This is a genomic window from Pseudoduganella flava, from assembly GCF_007830495.1.
Lineage (GTDB): Bacteria > Pseudomonadota > Gammaproteobacteria > Burkholderiales > Burkholderiaceae_D > Rugamonas > Rugamonas flava.
This window is the reverse complement of record NZ_VLKW01000008.1, coordinates 195,527-210,874: the sequence shown is the minus strand read 5'-3', so window position 1 is coordinate 210,874 and position 15,348 is coordinate 195,527. Positions and strand designations below refer to the sequence as shown.

12 protein-coding genes and 1 pseudogene are annotated in these 15,348 nt (G+C 69.3%); 5 read left to right on the top strand and 8 right to left on the bottom strand.

The features are described 5' to 3' along the window. Positions 1–24 precede the first annotated feature (24 nt). A pseudogene (locus IP92_RS20455) lies at positions 25–798 on the top strand (alpha/beta fold hydrolase); the annotation flags it as partial. Here IP92_RS20455 and IP92_RS20450 read toward each other — a convergent pair. Beyond that, the gene (locus IP92_RS20450) at positions 685–1,701 is read right to left on the bottom strand and encodes a LysR family transcriptional regulator (RefSeq protein WP_229418881.1); all 1,017 of its coding nucleotides are present in this window, start codon (positions 1,699–1,701) and stop codon (positions 685–687) included. The pseudogene IP92_RS20455 and the gene IP92_RS20450 sit on opposite strands and share 114 nt — an antisense overlap. A 166-nt stretch (positions 1,702–1,867) precedes the next feature. Here IP92_RS20450 and IP92_RS20445 point away from each other — a divergent pair, with 166 nt between their 5' ends. After that, positions 1,868–3,052 carry a thiolase family protein gene (locus IP92_RS20445; protein WP_145878495.1) on the top strand — a complete coding sequence of 395 codons (1,185 nt, stop codon included), beginning with the start codon at positions 1,868–1,870 and terminating at the stop codon, positions 3,050–3,052. Between the two features lie 179 nt (positions 3,053–3,231). Continuing rightward, positions 3,232–4,311, top strand: a complete 1,080-nt coding sequence (locus IP92_RS20440; protein ID WP_145878491.1) for an extracellular catalytic domain type 2 short-chain-length polyhydroxyalkanoate depolymerase — start codon at positions 3,232–3,234, stop codon at positions 4,309–4,311. Positions 4,312–4,339: 28 nt separating this feature from the next. On the opposite strand, the gene IP92_RS20435 is transcribed toward IP92_RS20440, so the two are convergent. From IP92_RS20435 to IP92_RS20415, 5 genes are all read right to left on the bottom strand, one after another. Next, on the bottom strand, positions 4,340–5,656 hold the full coding sequence (locus IP92_RS20435) for an MFS transporter (protein ID WP_145878490.1): 1,317 nt from the start codon (positions 5,654–5,656) through the stop codon (positions 4,340–4,342). 106 nt (positions 5,657–5,762) lie between these two features. Continuing rightward, positions 5,763–6,560: an ethanolamine ammonia-lyase subunit EutC gene (gene eutC, locus IP92_RS20430; protein WP_145878488.1), complete on the bottom strand. Its 798-nt coding sequence runs from the start codon at positions 6,558–6,560 to the stop codon at positions 5,763–5,765. A gap of 10 nt (positions 6,561–6,570) precedes the next feature. Next, complete coding sequence (locus IP92_RS20425; RefSeq protein ID WP_145878486.1) at positions 6,571–7,962, bottom strand: ethanolamine ammonia-lyase subunit EutB; 1,392 nt, start codon at positions 7,960–7,962, stop codon at positions 6,571–6,573. An 87-nt stretch (positions 7,963–8,049) separates the two neighbouring features. Then, complete coding sequence (locus IP92_RS20420; protein WP_145878485.1) at positions 8,050–9,321, bottom strand: glucan 1,4-alpha-maltotetraohydrolase domain-containing protein; 1,272 nt, start codon at positions 9,319–9,321, stop codon at positions 8,050–8,052. 184 nt (positions 9,322–9,505) lie between these two features. Beyond that, positions 9,506–10,396: a LysR family transcriptional regulator gene (locus IP92_RS20415; protein ID WP_145878483.1), complete on the bottom strand. Its 891-nt coding sequence runs from the start codon at positions 10,394–10,396 to the stop codon at positions 9,506–9,508. 111 nt (positions 10,397–10,507) lie between these two features. Here IP92_RS20415 and IP92_RS20410 point away from each other — a divergent pair, with 111 nt between their 5' ends. Both IP92_RS20410 and IP92_RS20405 read left to right on the top strand, forming a co-directional pair. After that, positions 10,508–11,374 (top strand): SDR family oxidoreductase, encoded by an 867-nt coding sequence (locus tag IP92_RS20410; protein ID WP_145878481.1) that lies wholly within the window; start codon positions 10,508–10,510, stop codon positions 11,372–11,374. Between the two features lie 30 nt (positions 11,375–11,404). Continuing rightward, the gene (locus IP92_RS20405; RefSeq protein ID WP_145878479.1) at positions 11,405–11,878 is read left to right on the top strand and encodes an AtaL-like protein; all 474 of its coding nucleotides are present in this window, start codon (positions 11,405–11,407) and stop codon (positions 11,876–11,878) included. A gap of 18 nt (positions 11,879–11,896) precedes the next feature. Here IP92_RS20405 and IP92_RS20400 read toward each other — a convergent pair whose 3' ends face one another. Both IP92_RS20400 and pelA read right to left on the bottom strand, forming a co-directional pair. Next, positions 11,897–14,017 (bottom strand): putative bifunctional diguanylate cyclase/phosphodiesterase, encoded by a 2,121-nt coding sequence (locus IP92_RS20400; RefSeq protein ID WP_145878477.1) that lies wholly within the window; start codon positions 14,015–14,017, stop codon positions 11,897–11,899. 138 nt (positions 14,018–14,155) lie between these two features. Then, entirely contained in the window at positions 14,156–15,337 is a 1,182-nt protein-coding gene (gene pelA, locus IP92_RS20395; protein WP_145878475.1) for a pectate lyase, read from the bottom strand. Positions 15,338–15,348 lie beyond the last annotated feature (11 nt).

Here is a 15,348-nt window from a genome sequence, read left to right as displayed (position 1 = left end):
ATCGTCAACGACTGGAGCATCATCATGTTCATCGAAACCCGCGGCACCCGCATCCACGTCACGCTACAAGGCACGGCAGAGCCGGCGCTCGTGTTCCTGCACTACTGGGGCGGCTCGTCGCGCACCTGGGACGGCGTGGCCGGCGCGCTGGCGCAACGCTACCGCACCGTCGCCATCGACCATCGCGGCTGGGGCGAATCCGGCGCACCGGCACAAGGCTATGCCATCGCCGACCTGGCGGACGACGCGCAAGCAGTGATCGCCGCGCTCGCGCCGCGGCGCTACGTCCTGGTGGGCCACTCGATGGGCGGCAAGACGGCCCAGTTGCTGGCGGCGCGCCGCCCGGCCGGGCTGGCCGGCCTGGTGCTGGTCGCGCCATCGCCACCGTTGCCGATGACGTTGCCGCCCGCGCAGCGCGCGGCGATGGCCACCGCGTACGACAGCCCCGCCGCCGTCGAATGGGTGCTCGACAACGTGCTGACGGCGACCCCACTGCTGCCGGCGCTGCGCGCCCAGGTCATCGCCGACAGCCTGCGCGGCGCACCGCAGGCCAAGGCGGCATGGCCCAACGGGGGCATGCTGGAAGACATCACGGCGGATGTCGGGGCCATCGACGTGCCGGTGCTGGTCGTCGCCGGGGAGCGCGACCAGGTCGACCGTGTGGAAACGCTGCAACAGGAACTGCTACCCCGGATCGCCGGGGCCCGCCTGGAAGTGCTGCCCGGCGTCGGCCACCTGTCCCCGCTCGAAGCCCCCGCCGCCGTGGCGGACGCGATCGGGCGCTTTGTCGCCCAGCTGGCGGTCCCATGACGGCATGTCGCCCCATTGCGCGGCCAGGTGGCCGAGCAGGTGCCGCAGCTTGAGCGGCAGATGCCGCGCGCTGGGGAACACGGCCTGGATGGCAAGGTCGGGCGCGCGGTACTCCGGCAGCAGCGCCACGAGGCTGCCGCGCGCGATGGACTCGCCGAACACGAAGGTGGGGCCGTAAGCGATGCCGGCGCCGGCCAGCGCCGCCGCCAGCAACAGCTGTGTGTTGTTGGCGGTGAGCCGGCTTGGCCCCGCGATCACGTGCGTGGCGCCCTGCGCATCGCATAGCGTCCAGTCGCCGGGCGACACGGCTTCGCTGAACGCAAGCCGGGGCGCGTCGCGCAAGTCCTCCGGCCGGCGCGGCATGCCGTGGCGCGCCACATAAGCGGGTGCCGCGCACAGCACCATCCGGCACGGTGCCAGGCGGCGCGCGATCAAGCCCGAATCGGGCAGCCGGCCGATGCGCAGCGCCACGTCGACACCCGTCTCGAGCAGGTCGACATAGCGGTCCGACAGCGTCACCTCGGCGCGCACGTGCGGATGCGCGTCCAGGTAGCCGGCCAGCACGCCGCCGAGATGCAGCGCGCCGAACGTCACGGGGGCGGCGATCCGCAGCACGCCGCGCGCCGTCCCCTGCGCATCGGCCGCTTCGCGCTGCGCCTCGTCCCACGCTTCCAGGATGCGCTTGCAGCGCTCGTAGTACACCTGCCCGATGTCCGTCAGGCTGAGGCGCCGCGTGGTGCGCTGGAGCAGCCGGGCATTCACCTCCGCCTCGACGGCGCCGACATACTTGCCGGCCATCGCCGGCGACAGCCCGAAGCGCCGCGCCGCGCCGGCAAGGCTGCCCTCTTCCACTGCCGCGACAAAGACGGCGATGCCTGTCAACCGATCCATGCTTGCTCCGCTGTCGAAGCGCGCATTATACGGCCCGGCCGCCGTGCTTCGTTCGCGCTGGCGTTGCACGCCGCTTTGAATTACGATCATAATACAAACAACACGAAGCACGCCGGCGCGGCGACCGCACCGTATTGCCCCAACCATCCATCGAAGGAGCCTCACCATGTCGAAAAGCGAAATAGTCCTGTGCGCGCCCGTGCGCACCGCGATCGGTACATTCAACGGGTCGCTGAAGAACGTCACGGCGGTCGACCTGGGCGCCACGGCGATCCGCGCCGCCATCGCCTGCGCCGGCATCGCCCCGGAACGGATCGACGCCGTCCTGATGGGGAACGTCGTCCAGGCCGGCAACCGGATGAATCCCGCGCGGCAGGCGGCGGTACACGGCGGCATTCCCGTTGAAGTGCCGGCGATGACCTTGAACCGCGTGTGCGGCTCCGGCGCGCAAGCCATCGCGTCGGCCGCCGGCGAGATCCTGGCCGGCGAATCGCAAGTCGTGCTGGCCGGCGGCATGGAAAACATGGACCAGGCGCCGTACCTGATGCCGCAGGCCCGCTGGGGCGCGCGCATGGGCGATGCCCAACTGCTCGACAGCCTGTTGCGCGACGGCCTCGCCGATGCGTTCTCGTCCGAGCATTCGGGCTGGCATACGGAAGACCTGGCGCAGGAGGCCGACATCAGCCGGCAGGCCCAGGACCGCTGGGCCGCACGCTCGCAACAGCGCTTCGCCGCCGCGCAGGCGGCGGGCCTGTTCCGCGACGAGATCGTCGGCGTCGACATCCCCGACAAGCGCGGCGTGCGCACGTTCGATACGGACGAGGCGAACCGGCCCGACACGACGGAAGAAACGCTTGCCCGGCTGCGACCCGCGTTCCGGCCGGACGGCACGATCACGGCGGGGAACTCGCCGGGCCTGAACAGCGGCGCGGCCGCGCTGATCGTGGCCGAGCGCGGCGCGGCCGAGCGGCTGGGCCTTGCGCCGGTGGCGCGGCTCGTGGCGTCCGGCGTTGCGGGCGTCGAGCCGGGGCTGTTCGGGCTGGGGCCCGTACCCGCCGTGCGCAAGGCGCTGGACCGCGCCGGCTGGACGCTGGCGGACGTGGACCGCTACGAGATCAATGAAGCGTTCGCCGTCGTGCCGCTGGCCGTCGCCCGCCACCTGTCGCTGCCGGAAGACGTGATCAACGTGGAAGGTGGCGCCGTCGCCCACGGCCATCCGATCGGCGCCACGGGCGCGATCCTTGCGGTGCGGCTGCTGCACGCGATGCGCCGCGGCCAGGCACGGCGCGGTGTCGTCACGCTGTGCATCGGCGGCGGGCAAGGCATCGCGCTGGCGCTCGAGCGGATCTGACGCGCGGCGCGGCGGGGGCCGTGGGCGCGCCGCAACAACTACGGGATTGCAAGCGCCCCCCTTGCCCCTGGATGCCTGTCGAGCTAGGAAAAACACACAATTTAGAGACAGTTTTTGATGACCGATGGTGGGAGTATTCCGGGACTTTGTCGCCCCCAAAACTCCCACGAGAGGTATGCATGAAACTGTCGACCTGTACGCTCGCGCGCGCTCTGGCGCTTGCCCTCGCACTGCCCGCCGCCTGCCCCGCGGCGCCCCGCGACCCACTGCCGGCGCTGGCTGCCAGGCCCGACGCCACGTCGGTCTCCGGCCTGTCGTCCGGCGCGTTCATGGCCGTGCAATACCAGGTGGCGTATTCGTCGTCCGTCACGGGCGCGGGCATCGTGGCCGGCGGGCCGTACTACTGCGCCGCGGGCATGCTGTTCACGTACGTGGCCAACTGCATGGGCGTGCCGATGACGATGCTCGTCACCAGCCCGATGGCGATGGCGGCGCGCAATTTCGCCACGATCGGCGTCATCGATTCGCTGGACAACCTGAAGAAGGCGCGCGTGTACATTTTCAGCGGCACCAACGACACGGTGGTCTACCAGCCCGCCGTGGATGCGGCAGTGACGCTGTTCGAGGAACTGGGCGTGAAGAGCGAGAACCTGCGCTACGTGAACACGACGCCGGCCGGCCACGCGCTGCTGACGCCGGGCTTCGGCAACAGCTGCGAAGTCAACGAGACGCCGTACATCAGCCAGTGCCAGCAGGACGACGTGGCATACGACCAGCCGGGCGCGATCCTGGCCCACATCTACGGCCCCCTGAACCCGCCGACCAGCCGGCGCACCGGGCGCCTGCTGGCGTTCGACCAGCGCGAATTCGCCGCGGAGTCGACCAGCATGGCCGACGAGGCCTATGCCTACGTGCCGCAGCGCTGCACGGATGGCGCGGCGTGCCGCGTCCACGTGGCTTTCCACGGCTGCCTGCAGTCGCAGAAATTCGTGCAGGACGACTTCTACAATCGGACCAGCTACAACGACTGGGCCGATACGAACGACATCATCGTGCTGTACCCGCAGGTGAACGATTCGCAGCCGTGGAACCAGAACGGCTGCTGGGACTGGATCGGCTACACGGGCCCCGGCTATGCGTTCAAGGGCGCCCCGCAGATGAAGGCCATCCGCGCGATGATCGCCCGGCTCACGGCGCCGCGCGGCGCCGCGCCGGTGGCGCTGAACTCCGGTGCGGTGCGCCTGAGCCGGCGCGACTGACCGGGCACACCGCGGGCGCGCTACGGGCTCACTCCAGCGCGCGGTGGCGCGACTCGACGTCCACGCACAGCACCGCGAGCGCGGCGGCCAGCAGGAAGCCGGCCAGCATCACGAGGGCCAGCGTGAAATGCGCGGCGATCACCGGCGCCACCAGCGCCGGCGCGAACAGGCCGCCGAAGCGCGCCACCGCGCCGGCCGTGCCCATGCCGCTGGCGCGCAGGTCCGTCGGATACACCTCGGGCGTGAACGCGTACAGGCCGGCCCACGTGCCCAGCAGCGCAAAGCTCATCAACAGCGTCGAGCCGACGACGACGGCCGGCGCGCTGCCCAGGCTGTAGCACAGGCAGCCCGCCGCGCTCAGCACGAGAAAGCCGACCAGCGTGGGCTTGCGTCCCCAGCGCTCCACGCCGTATGCCGCCAGCGCGAAGCCCGGCAACTGCACCAGCGCCAGCACGATCAGGAACACCTGGCCGCGCATGAAGGCGAATCCTTCGGCCGCCAGCTTCACAGGCAGGTAGACGAACACGCCGTAATAGGCGATCGACACGAGTCCCCATGCGATGCACAGTGCCACGCTGCGGCGCCGCAACCGGCTGGAAAACAGCGCGGCCAGCGAGCGGCGCGTGGCCGGGTCTTCCCGCAACGGCGGGATCCGCACGGTGCGGCCATTGGTGCGCGCGACTCTTTCAAGGACCGCGCGGGCCTGCTGGGGCTGACCGCTGCGGTTCAGGTACATCGGCGACTCCGGCACGTACAGGCGCAGCGCGACGCCGACCAGCGCCGGCAGCCCCGTGACGAGGAAGATCACGCGCCATGCATCGTCGCCCCAACGCGCCGCCAGCAACGCCAGCACCGCGAGGACGATCGTGCCGACGGCCCAGAACGATTCGAGCATCACGAGCCAGCGGCCGCGCCGGTCGCTGGGCAGAAATTCCGCCATCATCGTGTAGTCGACGGGCAGCGTGCCGCCGACGCCGAAGCCCGTCAGCAGGCGCAGCGCCAGCAGCCACGCGAACTCCGGCGCGAAGGCCGAGGCGACGCCGCAGCACGCATCGATGACGACGGCGGTGAGCAGCACGCGGCGCCGCCCGATGCGATCCGCCAGCCTGCCCATGATGAAGGCGCCCAGCAGCATGCCGATGAAGAATGCGGTGCCGGTCTGCAGCGCCTGCGGCAGCGCGATGCCGAACGTGGCCGCGATGGACGGCGCGGAAAAGCCGATCGACAGCACCTGCATCGCATCGGCCATCCACACGAGGCCGAAGATCACGAACAGCCGGTACTGGAACTTGCCGACGCCGGCCACCTCGATTCCCTGCTCCACCGTCGCGGGTAATGCGGACATGTGTCTCCCCGAATGTCATGGCAACGCCAGCATTATCGCAGCGTACGGGAGCACGCGCTCGGCGTGGTGGCGTGGTCTCATCCCCGCCGGATGGGAGATGCCGGCTTCACAGCAGGAAGTTGCGGCCGGCGTCGGCGGCCAGCGCGGGCGTGGCCTGCGTTTCGTCCTTCAGCGCCACGCCCGTCAACCGGCGCCGGCGCGCCTCCGTCAGCAGGTAGTGCAGCCGGGCCGCGGCATCGTCGTAGCGCAGGCCGGCGGGGCGCACGTTCGAGATGCAGTTGCGGCGCTCGTCGGTCAGGCCCACGCGGGGCGCCCACGTGATGTACAGGCCCATGCTGTCCGGCGCGCTGAGGCCCGGCCGTTCGCCGATCAGCACGACGACGAGCCGTGCGCCCAGCAGCTCGCAGACCTCGTCGCCGATCGCCACGCGGCCCTGCAGCACGATGGCCGGCGGCGCCACCGACCATGAATCCGCCGCCAGGCGTGCCCGCAACGCGGCCAGCAGCGGGGCGGCATGCCGGGCGACGGCGCAGGACGACAGGCCGTCCGCGATCACGAGCGCCAGGTCGTAGTCCCGCCCCTGGTGCGCGGCCAGTGCGGCGCGCGACGGCGCGGCGAGGCGGCGGCCCAGGTCCGGCCGCTGCAGATAGGTGGTCCGGTCTGCGGCCATGCTGTGCAAGGTGAAGCACGGGCCAGCCTTGGGCCATGCGGCTTCGATCGCGTCCTGCAATGCCGCGGCATCGAGCGGCGTGTGCACCGCATCGCGGGCGCGGGCATGGGCCAGCTGGAAGTCGAGCTGCGCAGCAGTCCGCTGGCTGATGCCCGCGCGGCCCAGTGCGATGCGCGCCGCCGTGAACCGGCGCAACGCCTGCCAGGGATCGGGCGTGTCGATCGGATCGCTCATGTACCCCCCTTCATGCCAGCCGCGCCAGCGCCTGCGCAAACGGCGCCGGCAGCGTACTGCCCAGGCGCACATCGCCGTCGCCCGTGAAGATGCCCATATTGCGCAGCCACGCATCGAACTCCGGCGCCGGCCGCAGCCCCAGCACGCGGCGCGCATACAGCGCATCGTGGAACGACGTGGTCTGGTAGTTCAGCATGATGTCGTCCGCGCCGGGAATGCCCATCACATAGGTGCAGCCGGCCGTGCCGAGCATCGTCAGCAGCACGTCCATGTCGTCCTGGTCCGCCTCGGCGTGGTTGGTGTAGCACACGTCGCAACCCATCGGCAACCCAAGCAGCTTGCCGCAGAAATGGTCTTCCAGGCCGGCGCGGATGATCTGCTTGCCGTCGTACAGGTACTCCGGCCCGATGAAGCCGACCACCGTGTTGACCAGCAGCGGGCGGAACCTGCGCGCCACCGCATACGCGCGCGCCTCGCACGTCTGCTGGTCGAGGCCATGGTGGGCACGCGCCGACAGCGCGCTGCCCTGCCCCGTCTCGAAATACATCACGTTGTCGCCCACCGTGCCGCGGCCCAGCGACAGCGCGGCCGCCTGCGCTTCGTGCAGCAATCGCAGGTCGATGCCGAAGCTGGCGTTGGCCGCCTCGGTGCCGGCGATCGACTGGAACACCAGGTCCACCGGGGCGCCCTGCTCGATCGCGGCGATGGTGCTCGTCACGTGAGTCAGCACGCACGACTGCGTGGGAATCGCGTAGCGGGCGATGATCTCGTCCAGCATGCCGATCAGGCGGATCACCTGCGGGACGTTGTCGGTAGCGGGATTGATGCCGATGACGGCATCGCCGCTGCCGTACAGCAGGCCGTCGAAGATGCTGGCGGCGATGCCGAGCGGGTCGTCCGTCGGATGGTTCGGCTGCAGGCGAGTGGACAGCGTGCCGGGCAGCCCGATCGTATTGCGAAAGCGCGTCACCGGGCGGCACTTGCGGGCGACCAGCACCAGGTCCTGGATGCGCATGATCTTCGATACGGCGGCCGCCATCTCCGGCGTGATGCCGGGCGCCACCGCCGTCAGCGCGGCCGTGCCGGCGGCGTCGCCCAGCAGCCAGTTGCGGAAGTCGCCCACCGTCAGATGGCGCACCGGCGCGAACGCCACGTTGTCGTGGCCGTCGACGATCAGGCGGGTCACCTCGTCCGTTTCATATGGCACCACAGCTTCGCTGAGGAAGGCCGTCAGCGGCAGTTCGGCCAGCGCCATCTGCGCCGCCACCCGCTCCTCGGCGCTGCCCGCCGCGACGCCGGCCAGATGGTCGCCGGAGCGCGCGGGCGTCGCCTTCGCCAGCAGCTCGCGCAGGCTGGCAAAGGCGTAGGTGCGGGGGCCGACGGTGTGGGTGATCCGGCTCATGGGCATCTCCAGGGTCGTGGCGATCATGCTGCCACAGTTTGGCCCGTTGTGCGCTCCCCCACGTACGGCGCCGGCCCCTGCGTTAGCCTATTTCATCCACACCGCATAGTTATTGCCCGACGTCTGCAACACCCAGCCGCTGCCCGGGCTCCAGCTGTTCGGCCCGATCTTCATCGCCAGCTGCCGCGCCGACCCCGTGATGATCGCCGCGTACAGGCCCTGGGTCGCCTGCTGGATCGCCACGGCGGACGTCGAATGCACGCCGGCCGCCTTGCGGGCGCTGATCAATGCGGCGATCGGCGTGCGCAGGTTCCAGTCGTACACGTGCGGGTAGTACACGGTGGGGATGCCCGGGTGCGACAGGATGTACGCATAGCCTTCCATCACGCTGCCGCACGGCACAGGCCAATGGTTTTGGCCCGTGCCGCAGCTCTCCGACGGGCCCGTGTCGTGGTTGTCGACGAACGTCACCGACATCGCCGGCCACCAGCCGAGCGCGCCCTGCGGCTTGCCGGCGCTGTCCTTCAGGCGCCAGTAGTTGCCGTTCGCGAGCGCGTCGTTCAGGATCGCCTTCGTCGTGAAGTCGAACGCGCCGCACGAAGCGCCGGTGCCGTCGATCCAGTTCATGATCGCCTGGCGGTGCGCGTTCATGTCGTTCGGATTGAAGTCGCCCCACAGTTCGCCCACGCAGAAGTCCGGCGCGAATGCGTTCGCATACTTGCCCGCGTACGCGGGGGAAAAGCCCTTCACGTAGTCGAAGCGCAGGCCCGTGAAGCCGGCCGGCTTGATCGTGCCGGTCAGCCAGTTGACGATGCCGTTCTGGACTTCGCCCGTATTGGTGTGATCGAGGTCGCGCCCGGCACTGAAACCGTCGCCCGTGTCGCCGGCGCCCTGCCCGCAATTGCACTCGTCGCCGCTGACGACGGCTGCGGTGCTCCACGTGGGGTTCGTGAAATCGGCCCAGCTGGTGGTGCCGACCCGATGGTTGACGACGATGTCGGCGATCGACTGGATGCCGCGGCTACGGAACGCGCTGACGACGCTTGTGAGTTCCGCCTGGCTGCCGTAGGCGGACGTCAGCGAATTGAGCTGGCGCGGCAGGTAGCCTTCCTTCGCCGCCGAGTCGGAAGCGGGCGGGAACCACACGTGCGTGATGCCCAGCGCGGCCAGGTCGTCGGCACGGTCTAGCATCGTGTTGTACCAGTCCGGGCGGGTGTAGCTGGACGAATTCCAGTGGAAGCCCTGCAGCAGGATCGCCTTGCTGCCGCCGGCCTGCTGGGCAGGTGTGGCCGCGTAGGCGTTTGCAAAGGCCGACAGGATGCCTGCCGCCAGCATGGCGGCCATCGTTTGTTTCTTCATGTACTCCTCCAAGGATAGTCTATCGATGCATGATGCGCGGTGCACGATGCAAGTAGTTTGACTACAGACCGCATGTAGTCGCCTGGGGCGATCTTGTATCTGCGGTAAACAGATTCTTGGATATCCCAGCGAGGCTGTCAAACGAATTCAGCTTTACCGATGTAGTTTACATACACACTTTACGTTATCCAAGCATCGCGCCCAGTTCTTCCGGCTCACCGCGCGGAAACGCTTCCTTCAGATAGGCGAGGAACGCCGACACCCGGGCGCTCAGCAACCGGCGCGACGGATACAGCGCCCACAGCTCGATCGGCGGCCCGCCGGCATCGCCCCACGCCACCAGCGTGCCTTCCGCCAGGTCGCGGCCGACCAGCGACACGGGCAGCCGCGCGACGCCCACGCCCATCCGCACCGCGTCGCGCACCATCACGAGCGAGGACAGCGCGAGGACGGGGTCGACCGCGATCCGGCCGTTGCCGTCCCGCCCCAGCACGTCCCACTCGGCGCGCCGCGCGGCCGTGCCCCGCACCACAGCCGGCACCACGCCATCCGCCGCCGGCCGCTGGAAGGACGGACTGGCCACGACGACGAGCCGGTCGCGCAGGAACACCCGTCCCACCAGGCTTTCGTCCGGGTCGGGGTTGACGCGGATGACGAGGTCGTAGCCCTCTTCGACCATGTCGACCGGGCGGTCTTCCGCCGTCACGTCGAGCCGCACCTCCGGGTACCGCAGCGCGAAGCCGGCGGCCAGCTTACCCATCGCCGTCTGCGCGAACAGCAGCGGCGCGCTGATGCGCAGGGTGCCGCGCGGGCGCTCGCCGCCGGACGCGAGCGCGGCCGCCGTCTCGTCGATTTCCGTCAGCAAGGCGGCCGTGCGCTCGTGCAGCGCACGCCCCTCCTGCGTCAGCTTCAGCACGCGCGCGCCCCGCTCGAGCAGGCGCAGGCCCAGGTCGGCCTCCAGTTCCGCCACGCGGCGCGACAACGTCGCCTTCGGGCGGCCGGTCGCGCGGGCGGCACGGCCAAAGCCGCCGTGGCGGGCGACGAGATTGAAATCGGCAAGGGCGAGCAAGTCCATGTGTTCCACCAGTGAGACAGGATGTCCAACTATACAGGCTATCGGTCCAGAGATGAAACTCCTACGATGTGAAGCGTCAACCGACACAACACTCACTTAAAAGGATACATCATGACCATCCTCGTTACCGGTGCCACCGGCACCATCGGCCGCCACGTCGTCCAGCAACTCGCCCAGCGCGGCGCCAATGTGCGTGCCCTGGTGCGCGATCCCGCCAAGGCCGACTTCCCTGCCGGTGTGGCCGTCGTGCAGGGCGACCTGCTGGATCCGGATGCGCTGCGCGCCGCACTGTCGGGCGTGTCGTCGCTGTTCCTGCTGAACGCCGTCGTGCCGGACGAATTCACGCAGGCCCTCGTCACCTTGAACCTGGCGAAGGAAGCGGGCATCAAGCACGTCGTCTACCTGTCGGTGATGAATGCGGACCGCTACGTCAACGTGCCCCACTTCGCCGGCAAGCTCGGTGTCGAACGGATGCTCGAGCAAATGGGCTTTTCGGCGACGATCCTGCGGCCCGCCTACTTCATCGGCAACGACGTGCAGATCCGCGCCGCGGTGCTCGAAGCAGGCGTGTACCCGATGCCGGTCGGCCCGTTGGGCCTGGCGATGGTGGACGCGGCCGATATCGGCGAAGTCGCCGCACTGGAACTGCTGCGCCGCGACGCTTCGCCCACCGCGCTGCCGATCGAGCGCATCAACGTGGTGGGGCCGGACACGCTGACCGGCACCAAGGTCGCGGCGATCTGGTCCGACGTGCTGGGGCGCCCCGTCGCGTACGTGGGCGGCGACACCGCCGCGTTCGAGCAGAACCTTCGTTATGCGATGCCGGCCTGGATGGCCTACGACATGCGCCTGATGGCCGAGCGCTTCCACACGGACGGCATGGTCCCGGATGCCGGCGACGTCGAGCGCCTGACCGCCCTGCTGGGCCGTCCGCTGCGCTCGTATCGCGACTTCGCCGCCGCCATCGCGCGAGCCTGACCCTCACCCAAACAAGACAAGGAGCACATCATGATCTATTCGACCGCCACCGTTCCCGTCAACCCGCCAGGGGTGACGCCGCTGACCCGCGCCCAGGCATGGGCCGGGCTGGTACTGAAGGCCCGCGACGCGCGCCTGTTCCTGCCGCCGGGGCTGTGCACGCGCTGCGACGTCACCTTCGACAGCGCGACGCACATCGTGCGCGAAGCCACCATTGGCGGCAACGACGTGCGCGAGCTGATCGCCTTCGAGCCGGAACACAAGGTGACGTTCTTCCAGGCCGGCGGCCCGCGCGAAGGCGCGATCATCAACGAGCTGTTCGAGGATGACGCGGGCGCGCTGCAGCTGCGCTTCTACTGCTACCTGGGCTTGCGCGGCAAGGCGCCGGGCGGGCCGGAAGAACGCGAGGAACAGGCGTGGATGGATGGCGACAAGGGCTACCGCGGCGCGCTGCTGTCGACGTTGCAGCGGACCCGCGCGCTGGTGGCCGAGGGGCGCATCTGACATTCCCCTCGCCACGGCTCACGCATGGCCGATGCCCGCCGCGCCGTAGGCATGTTCGAACTCGTCGATCGGCATCGGCCGGCCCAGCAGGTAGCCCTGCATCGACGAGCAGCCGCCGTCGACAAGGAAGTCGCGCTGGGCCTCGTACTCGACACCCTCGGCGACGATCTCGAGCTTGAAGTTGCGCGCCAGCGCGATGATCGCCTCGACGATCGACGCCGAGCCGGGATCGACGCCGAGGTCGCGCACGAACGAGCGGTCGATCTTCAGCGCCGACAGCGGGAAGCGCTTCAGGTACGCCAGCGACGAATAGCCGGTGCCGAAATCGTCCAGCGAAAAGCAGATGCCGTGCGAACGCAGTTCGTGCATGCGCTGGGTGATCTCGTGCATGTCTTCGGCAAACACGCTTTCGGTCAGTTCCAGGTACAGCCGTTCCGGCGGCGCACCCGTGCCGTCCAGGATGTTCGCCACCGATGCGGGAAAGCCGGGGTCGCGCATCTGGTGCACGCTGACGTTGACGGCCAGCTTCAGCCGCCCCAGCTGCGGATCGAGATGCCAGCGCGCCAGCGCGCGGCAGCTTTCCTTCAGCACGTGCTCGCCCAGCTGCAGGATCAGGCCCGACTCTTCGGCGAAACCGATGAACTGGTCGGGGCCGATCAGGTCATGCTCGCCGCGCTGCCAGCGCACCAGCACTTCCGCCCCGACCGCCCTGCCCGCGCCGTCGAACTGCGGCTGGCAGAACAGGCGGAACTGGCCCAGCGACAGGCCGTTGCGCATCGCCGCCTCGAACGCGGCGCGGCGGTCCGCCGCATCCTGCATGCCGGGGTCGAAGAAGCGCGCGACATTGCGCCCGTCCGCCTTGGCACGGTACATCGCCAGGTCGGCTTGCTTGAGCAGCGTTTCGATGCTGATGCCGTCGCCGTGGAACAGCGCGATGCCGATGCTGGGCGTCGTCTTGAACAGCAGCGCGCCAAGCTGGCAGGGCTGCCCGACCGCCGCGAGGATCTTCGCGACGACCCGGCCCGCTTCCGCCGCCGCGTCGCGCTGCATCGGCGCCAGGTCTTCCAGCACGACGACGAATTCGTCGCCGCCCAGCCGCGCCAGCTGGTCGCTGTGGCGCACCGTGCAGCGCAGCCGCTGGGCCGTCTGGCGCAGCAGCATGTCGCCCAGGTCGTGCCCCATCGTGTCGTTGAGCAGCTTGAAGTTGTCCAGGTCCAGGTACAGCAGCGCGCCATAGTGCCCGGAACGGCGAGCGCGCGCCAGCACGTGGTCCAGTTCCTCGATCAGGAAGCGGCGGTTCGGCAACCCGGTCAGGTGGTCGAAGTAAGCCAGTTCGTAGATCCGCCGTTCGGTGCGCTTGCGCTCCGTCAGATCGGTGTTCACGCCGGAGATCCGCAGTGCCTTGCCGGACGCATCGCGCAGCACGTAACCGCGCGAGAGCACCGGCACGTAATGCCCGTCGCGGTGCCGCAGCCGGAACTCCAGGCTGTAGCCTTCGCGCGTGCTGGGCAGCAGTTCGGCAAGGTAGTCGGCGATCATCCCGTCGTCGTCCGGATGCAGCATGCGGCGCCAGGCGCCCGAGTCGTCCAGCCCTTCGCCGCTGGGGTAGCCCAGCATGTTCCACCACCGCTCGGAGTAGTACACTGCCCCCGTCACCAGGTCCCAGTCCCACGGCGCATCGGTGGAGCCTTTCAGCACGAGGCGCAGGCGCTCTTCCGACTTCGCCTGCAGCCGCTCGGTATTCTTGAGGTCCGTGCAATCGGTGAAGCAGACGACCACTTGCCGCACCCGCCCCGCCTCGTCGTATTCCGGATAGGCGTTGCAGAGCAGCCAGCTGGTCGCGTCAGGGCCGACGACGCCGGCCACGAGACCTGACAGTTTGCGCCCCGTCGCCAGCACGACCTTGGCGGGAAACTCCTCCGCGCTCATCGGCGTGCCGTCCGCGCGCACGAAGCGCCACTCGTCCGGCTGCGTGCCCAGCCCCAGCAACTGGGCTTCGGTACGGCGCAGCAGTTCCTGGGCCAGCCGGTTGGCGTAGACGATGCGGCCGTCGGCGGCGTGCACGACGATACCCGCCGGCAGGTTTTCATGCAGCGAGTGAAGGGAACTCAGTACTTCCGCCGGGGATGTGGGCCGCATGGCGTTCTGACGTGGGAGTCGGCAAGCGATGAAACCATGCTAGCAGTTCCATTGCGGCCGGGCGCGCGCTTGAAGCCGTGGCACCACGTGGCCTGACGGATCACGCGGCCGCGGCCGCTCGGATGCGCGGCGCGGCGGTCAGTACCCGACCTGCCCCGCGTAGGCCAGCAACTGCTTGCCGTACTCGCCCGCCCACTGGTAGCCATAGCGCCGCTCCGGTTCCACCAGCATAATGTCGTACTGCTTGCCGGTGCCGGGCGGGTTGTCGGTCGGCAGGCGGCCGCTGAAGAAGCCGGTGTCCTGGTCCAGGTCATAGAAGCGGTACCACAGCGGCGGCGCGCCCACCTTCGGCACGAACGGCGACGTGTTGGTGGCCTTTGAATTGACCCGCTCGTAGATCATGTCCGCGATCTGCGTGGCCGGATCGCGATACCAGTCGATCGCCGCGCGCGCGGCCGCCTCGACCTGCGCGGTCTGCGGCCGCGTCATCAGGAACTGCACGACGCGGGCCGATTCCGCGCCGCTCTTCGACGGCAGCTCGTAAGAGCGGGCGCCGCGCGGCTCATAGGTCACCGGATCGTGCTGGGCACACCACACCGTCCGGACGCCGCCCTGCACGATCTGGGCTTTCAGGATGAAGTCCACCGCCCTGGCGAGCGCCGGCGCCAGGCGCGCCAGTTGCTCGTCGCTGAACACGTTGCCGTCCAGGGGCGCCGTGCGCTTCTGTGCCCGGTCGAGCAGCATCAGCACGCGCACCATCGCATCGTCGTTGAACGTCACGTGGTTCGAATAGCTGTTCGGGCGCGCCGGATGGACTTGCGGGAAGCCGCCGGATGGGTACTGCATGTTCAGCAGGAAGTCCAATGCCTTGCGCGCACTCTTGCGGTACTGCGACTTGCCGGAACGGCGGTACACGTCCGCCAGGAACATGATTTCCGTGACCGTCGCCTGGTTGTCGATCGTGCCCAGTTCGACGCCGTCGGCGCCGAACCAGCCGGAGCGCTTGGCCGTGCCGTCCCACGGTGCCGCATACCACGCCGGGTCCTTCCAGAAGCCGCCGTGCGGCATCTGCCACGAGATGATGTTGTCGGCCTTCGCGCGGTCGGCCGCCAGCGCCGCGGCGGGGTCGGATGCCTTGCTGAGCCAGCTCGTATAGTTGTTGACGATCGCGTACACGGGGTTGCCGGCCTGGTCCAGCAGCGCTGGCGCGCGCCCCGCTTCCAGGGGTCCCACGCCCGCGCCACGCGCGCCCGCAAGGGGCAGCAACGTGGACAGGGTGAGCAGCAACATCGTGTCGCGGCGTTTGTTCCGGCTCTTCATGTGATCCCCCA

Excerpts from the sequence above, each read along its gene's own strand:
- IP92_RS20450 (WP_229418881.1), bottom strand. The coding sequence starts at position 1,701 with ATGGATCGGTTGACAGGCATCGCCGTCTTTGTCGCGGCAGTGGAAGAG.
- IP92_RS20445 (WP_145878495.1), top strand. The coding sequence starts at position 1,868 with ATGTCGAAAAGCGAAATAGTCCTGTGCGCGCCCGTGCGCACCGCGATC.
- IP92_RS20440 (WP_145878491.1), top strand. The coding sequence starts at position 3,232 with ATGAAACTGTCGACCTGTACGCTCGCGCGCGCTCTGGCGCTTGCCCTC.
- IP92_RS20435 (WP_145878490.1), bottom strand. The coding sequence starts at position 5,656 with ATGTCCGCATTACCCGCGACGGTGGAGCAGGGAATCGAGGTGGCCGGC.
- eutC (WP_145878488.1), bottom strand. The coding sequence starts at position 6,560 with ATGAGCGATCCGATCGACACGCCCGATCCCTGGCAGGCGTTGCGCCGG.
- IP92_RS20425 (WP_145878486.1), bottom strand. The coding sequence starts at position 7,962 with ATGAGCCGGATCACCCACACCGTCGGCCCCCGCACCTACGCCTTTGCC.
- IP92_RS20420 (WP_145878485.1), bottom strand. The coding sequence starts at position 9,321 with ATGAAGAAACAAACGATGGCCGCCATGCTGGCGGCAGGCATCCTGTCG.
- IP92_RS20415 (WP_145878483.1), bottom strand. The coding sequence starts at position 10,396 with ATGGACTTGCTCGCCCTTGCCGATTTCAATCTCGTCGCCCGCCACGGC.
- IP92_RS20410 (WP_145878481.1), top strand. The coding sequence starts at position 10,508 with ATGACCATCCTCGTTACCGGTGCCACCGGCACCATCGGCCGCCACGTC.
- IP92_RS20405 (WP_145878479.1), top strand. The coding sequence starts at position 11,405 with ATGATCTATTCGACCGCCACCGTTCCCGTCAACCCGCCAGGGGTGACG.
- IP92_RS20400 (WP_145878477.1), bottom strand. The coding sequence starts at position 14,017 with ATGCGGCCCACATCCCCGGCGGAAGTACTGAGTTCCCTTCACTCGCTG.
- pelA (WP_145878475.1), bottom strand. The coding sequence starts at position 15,337 with ATGAAGAGCCGGAACAAACGCCGCGACACGATGTTGCTGCTCACCCTG.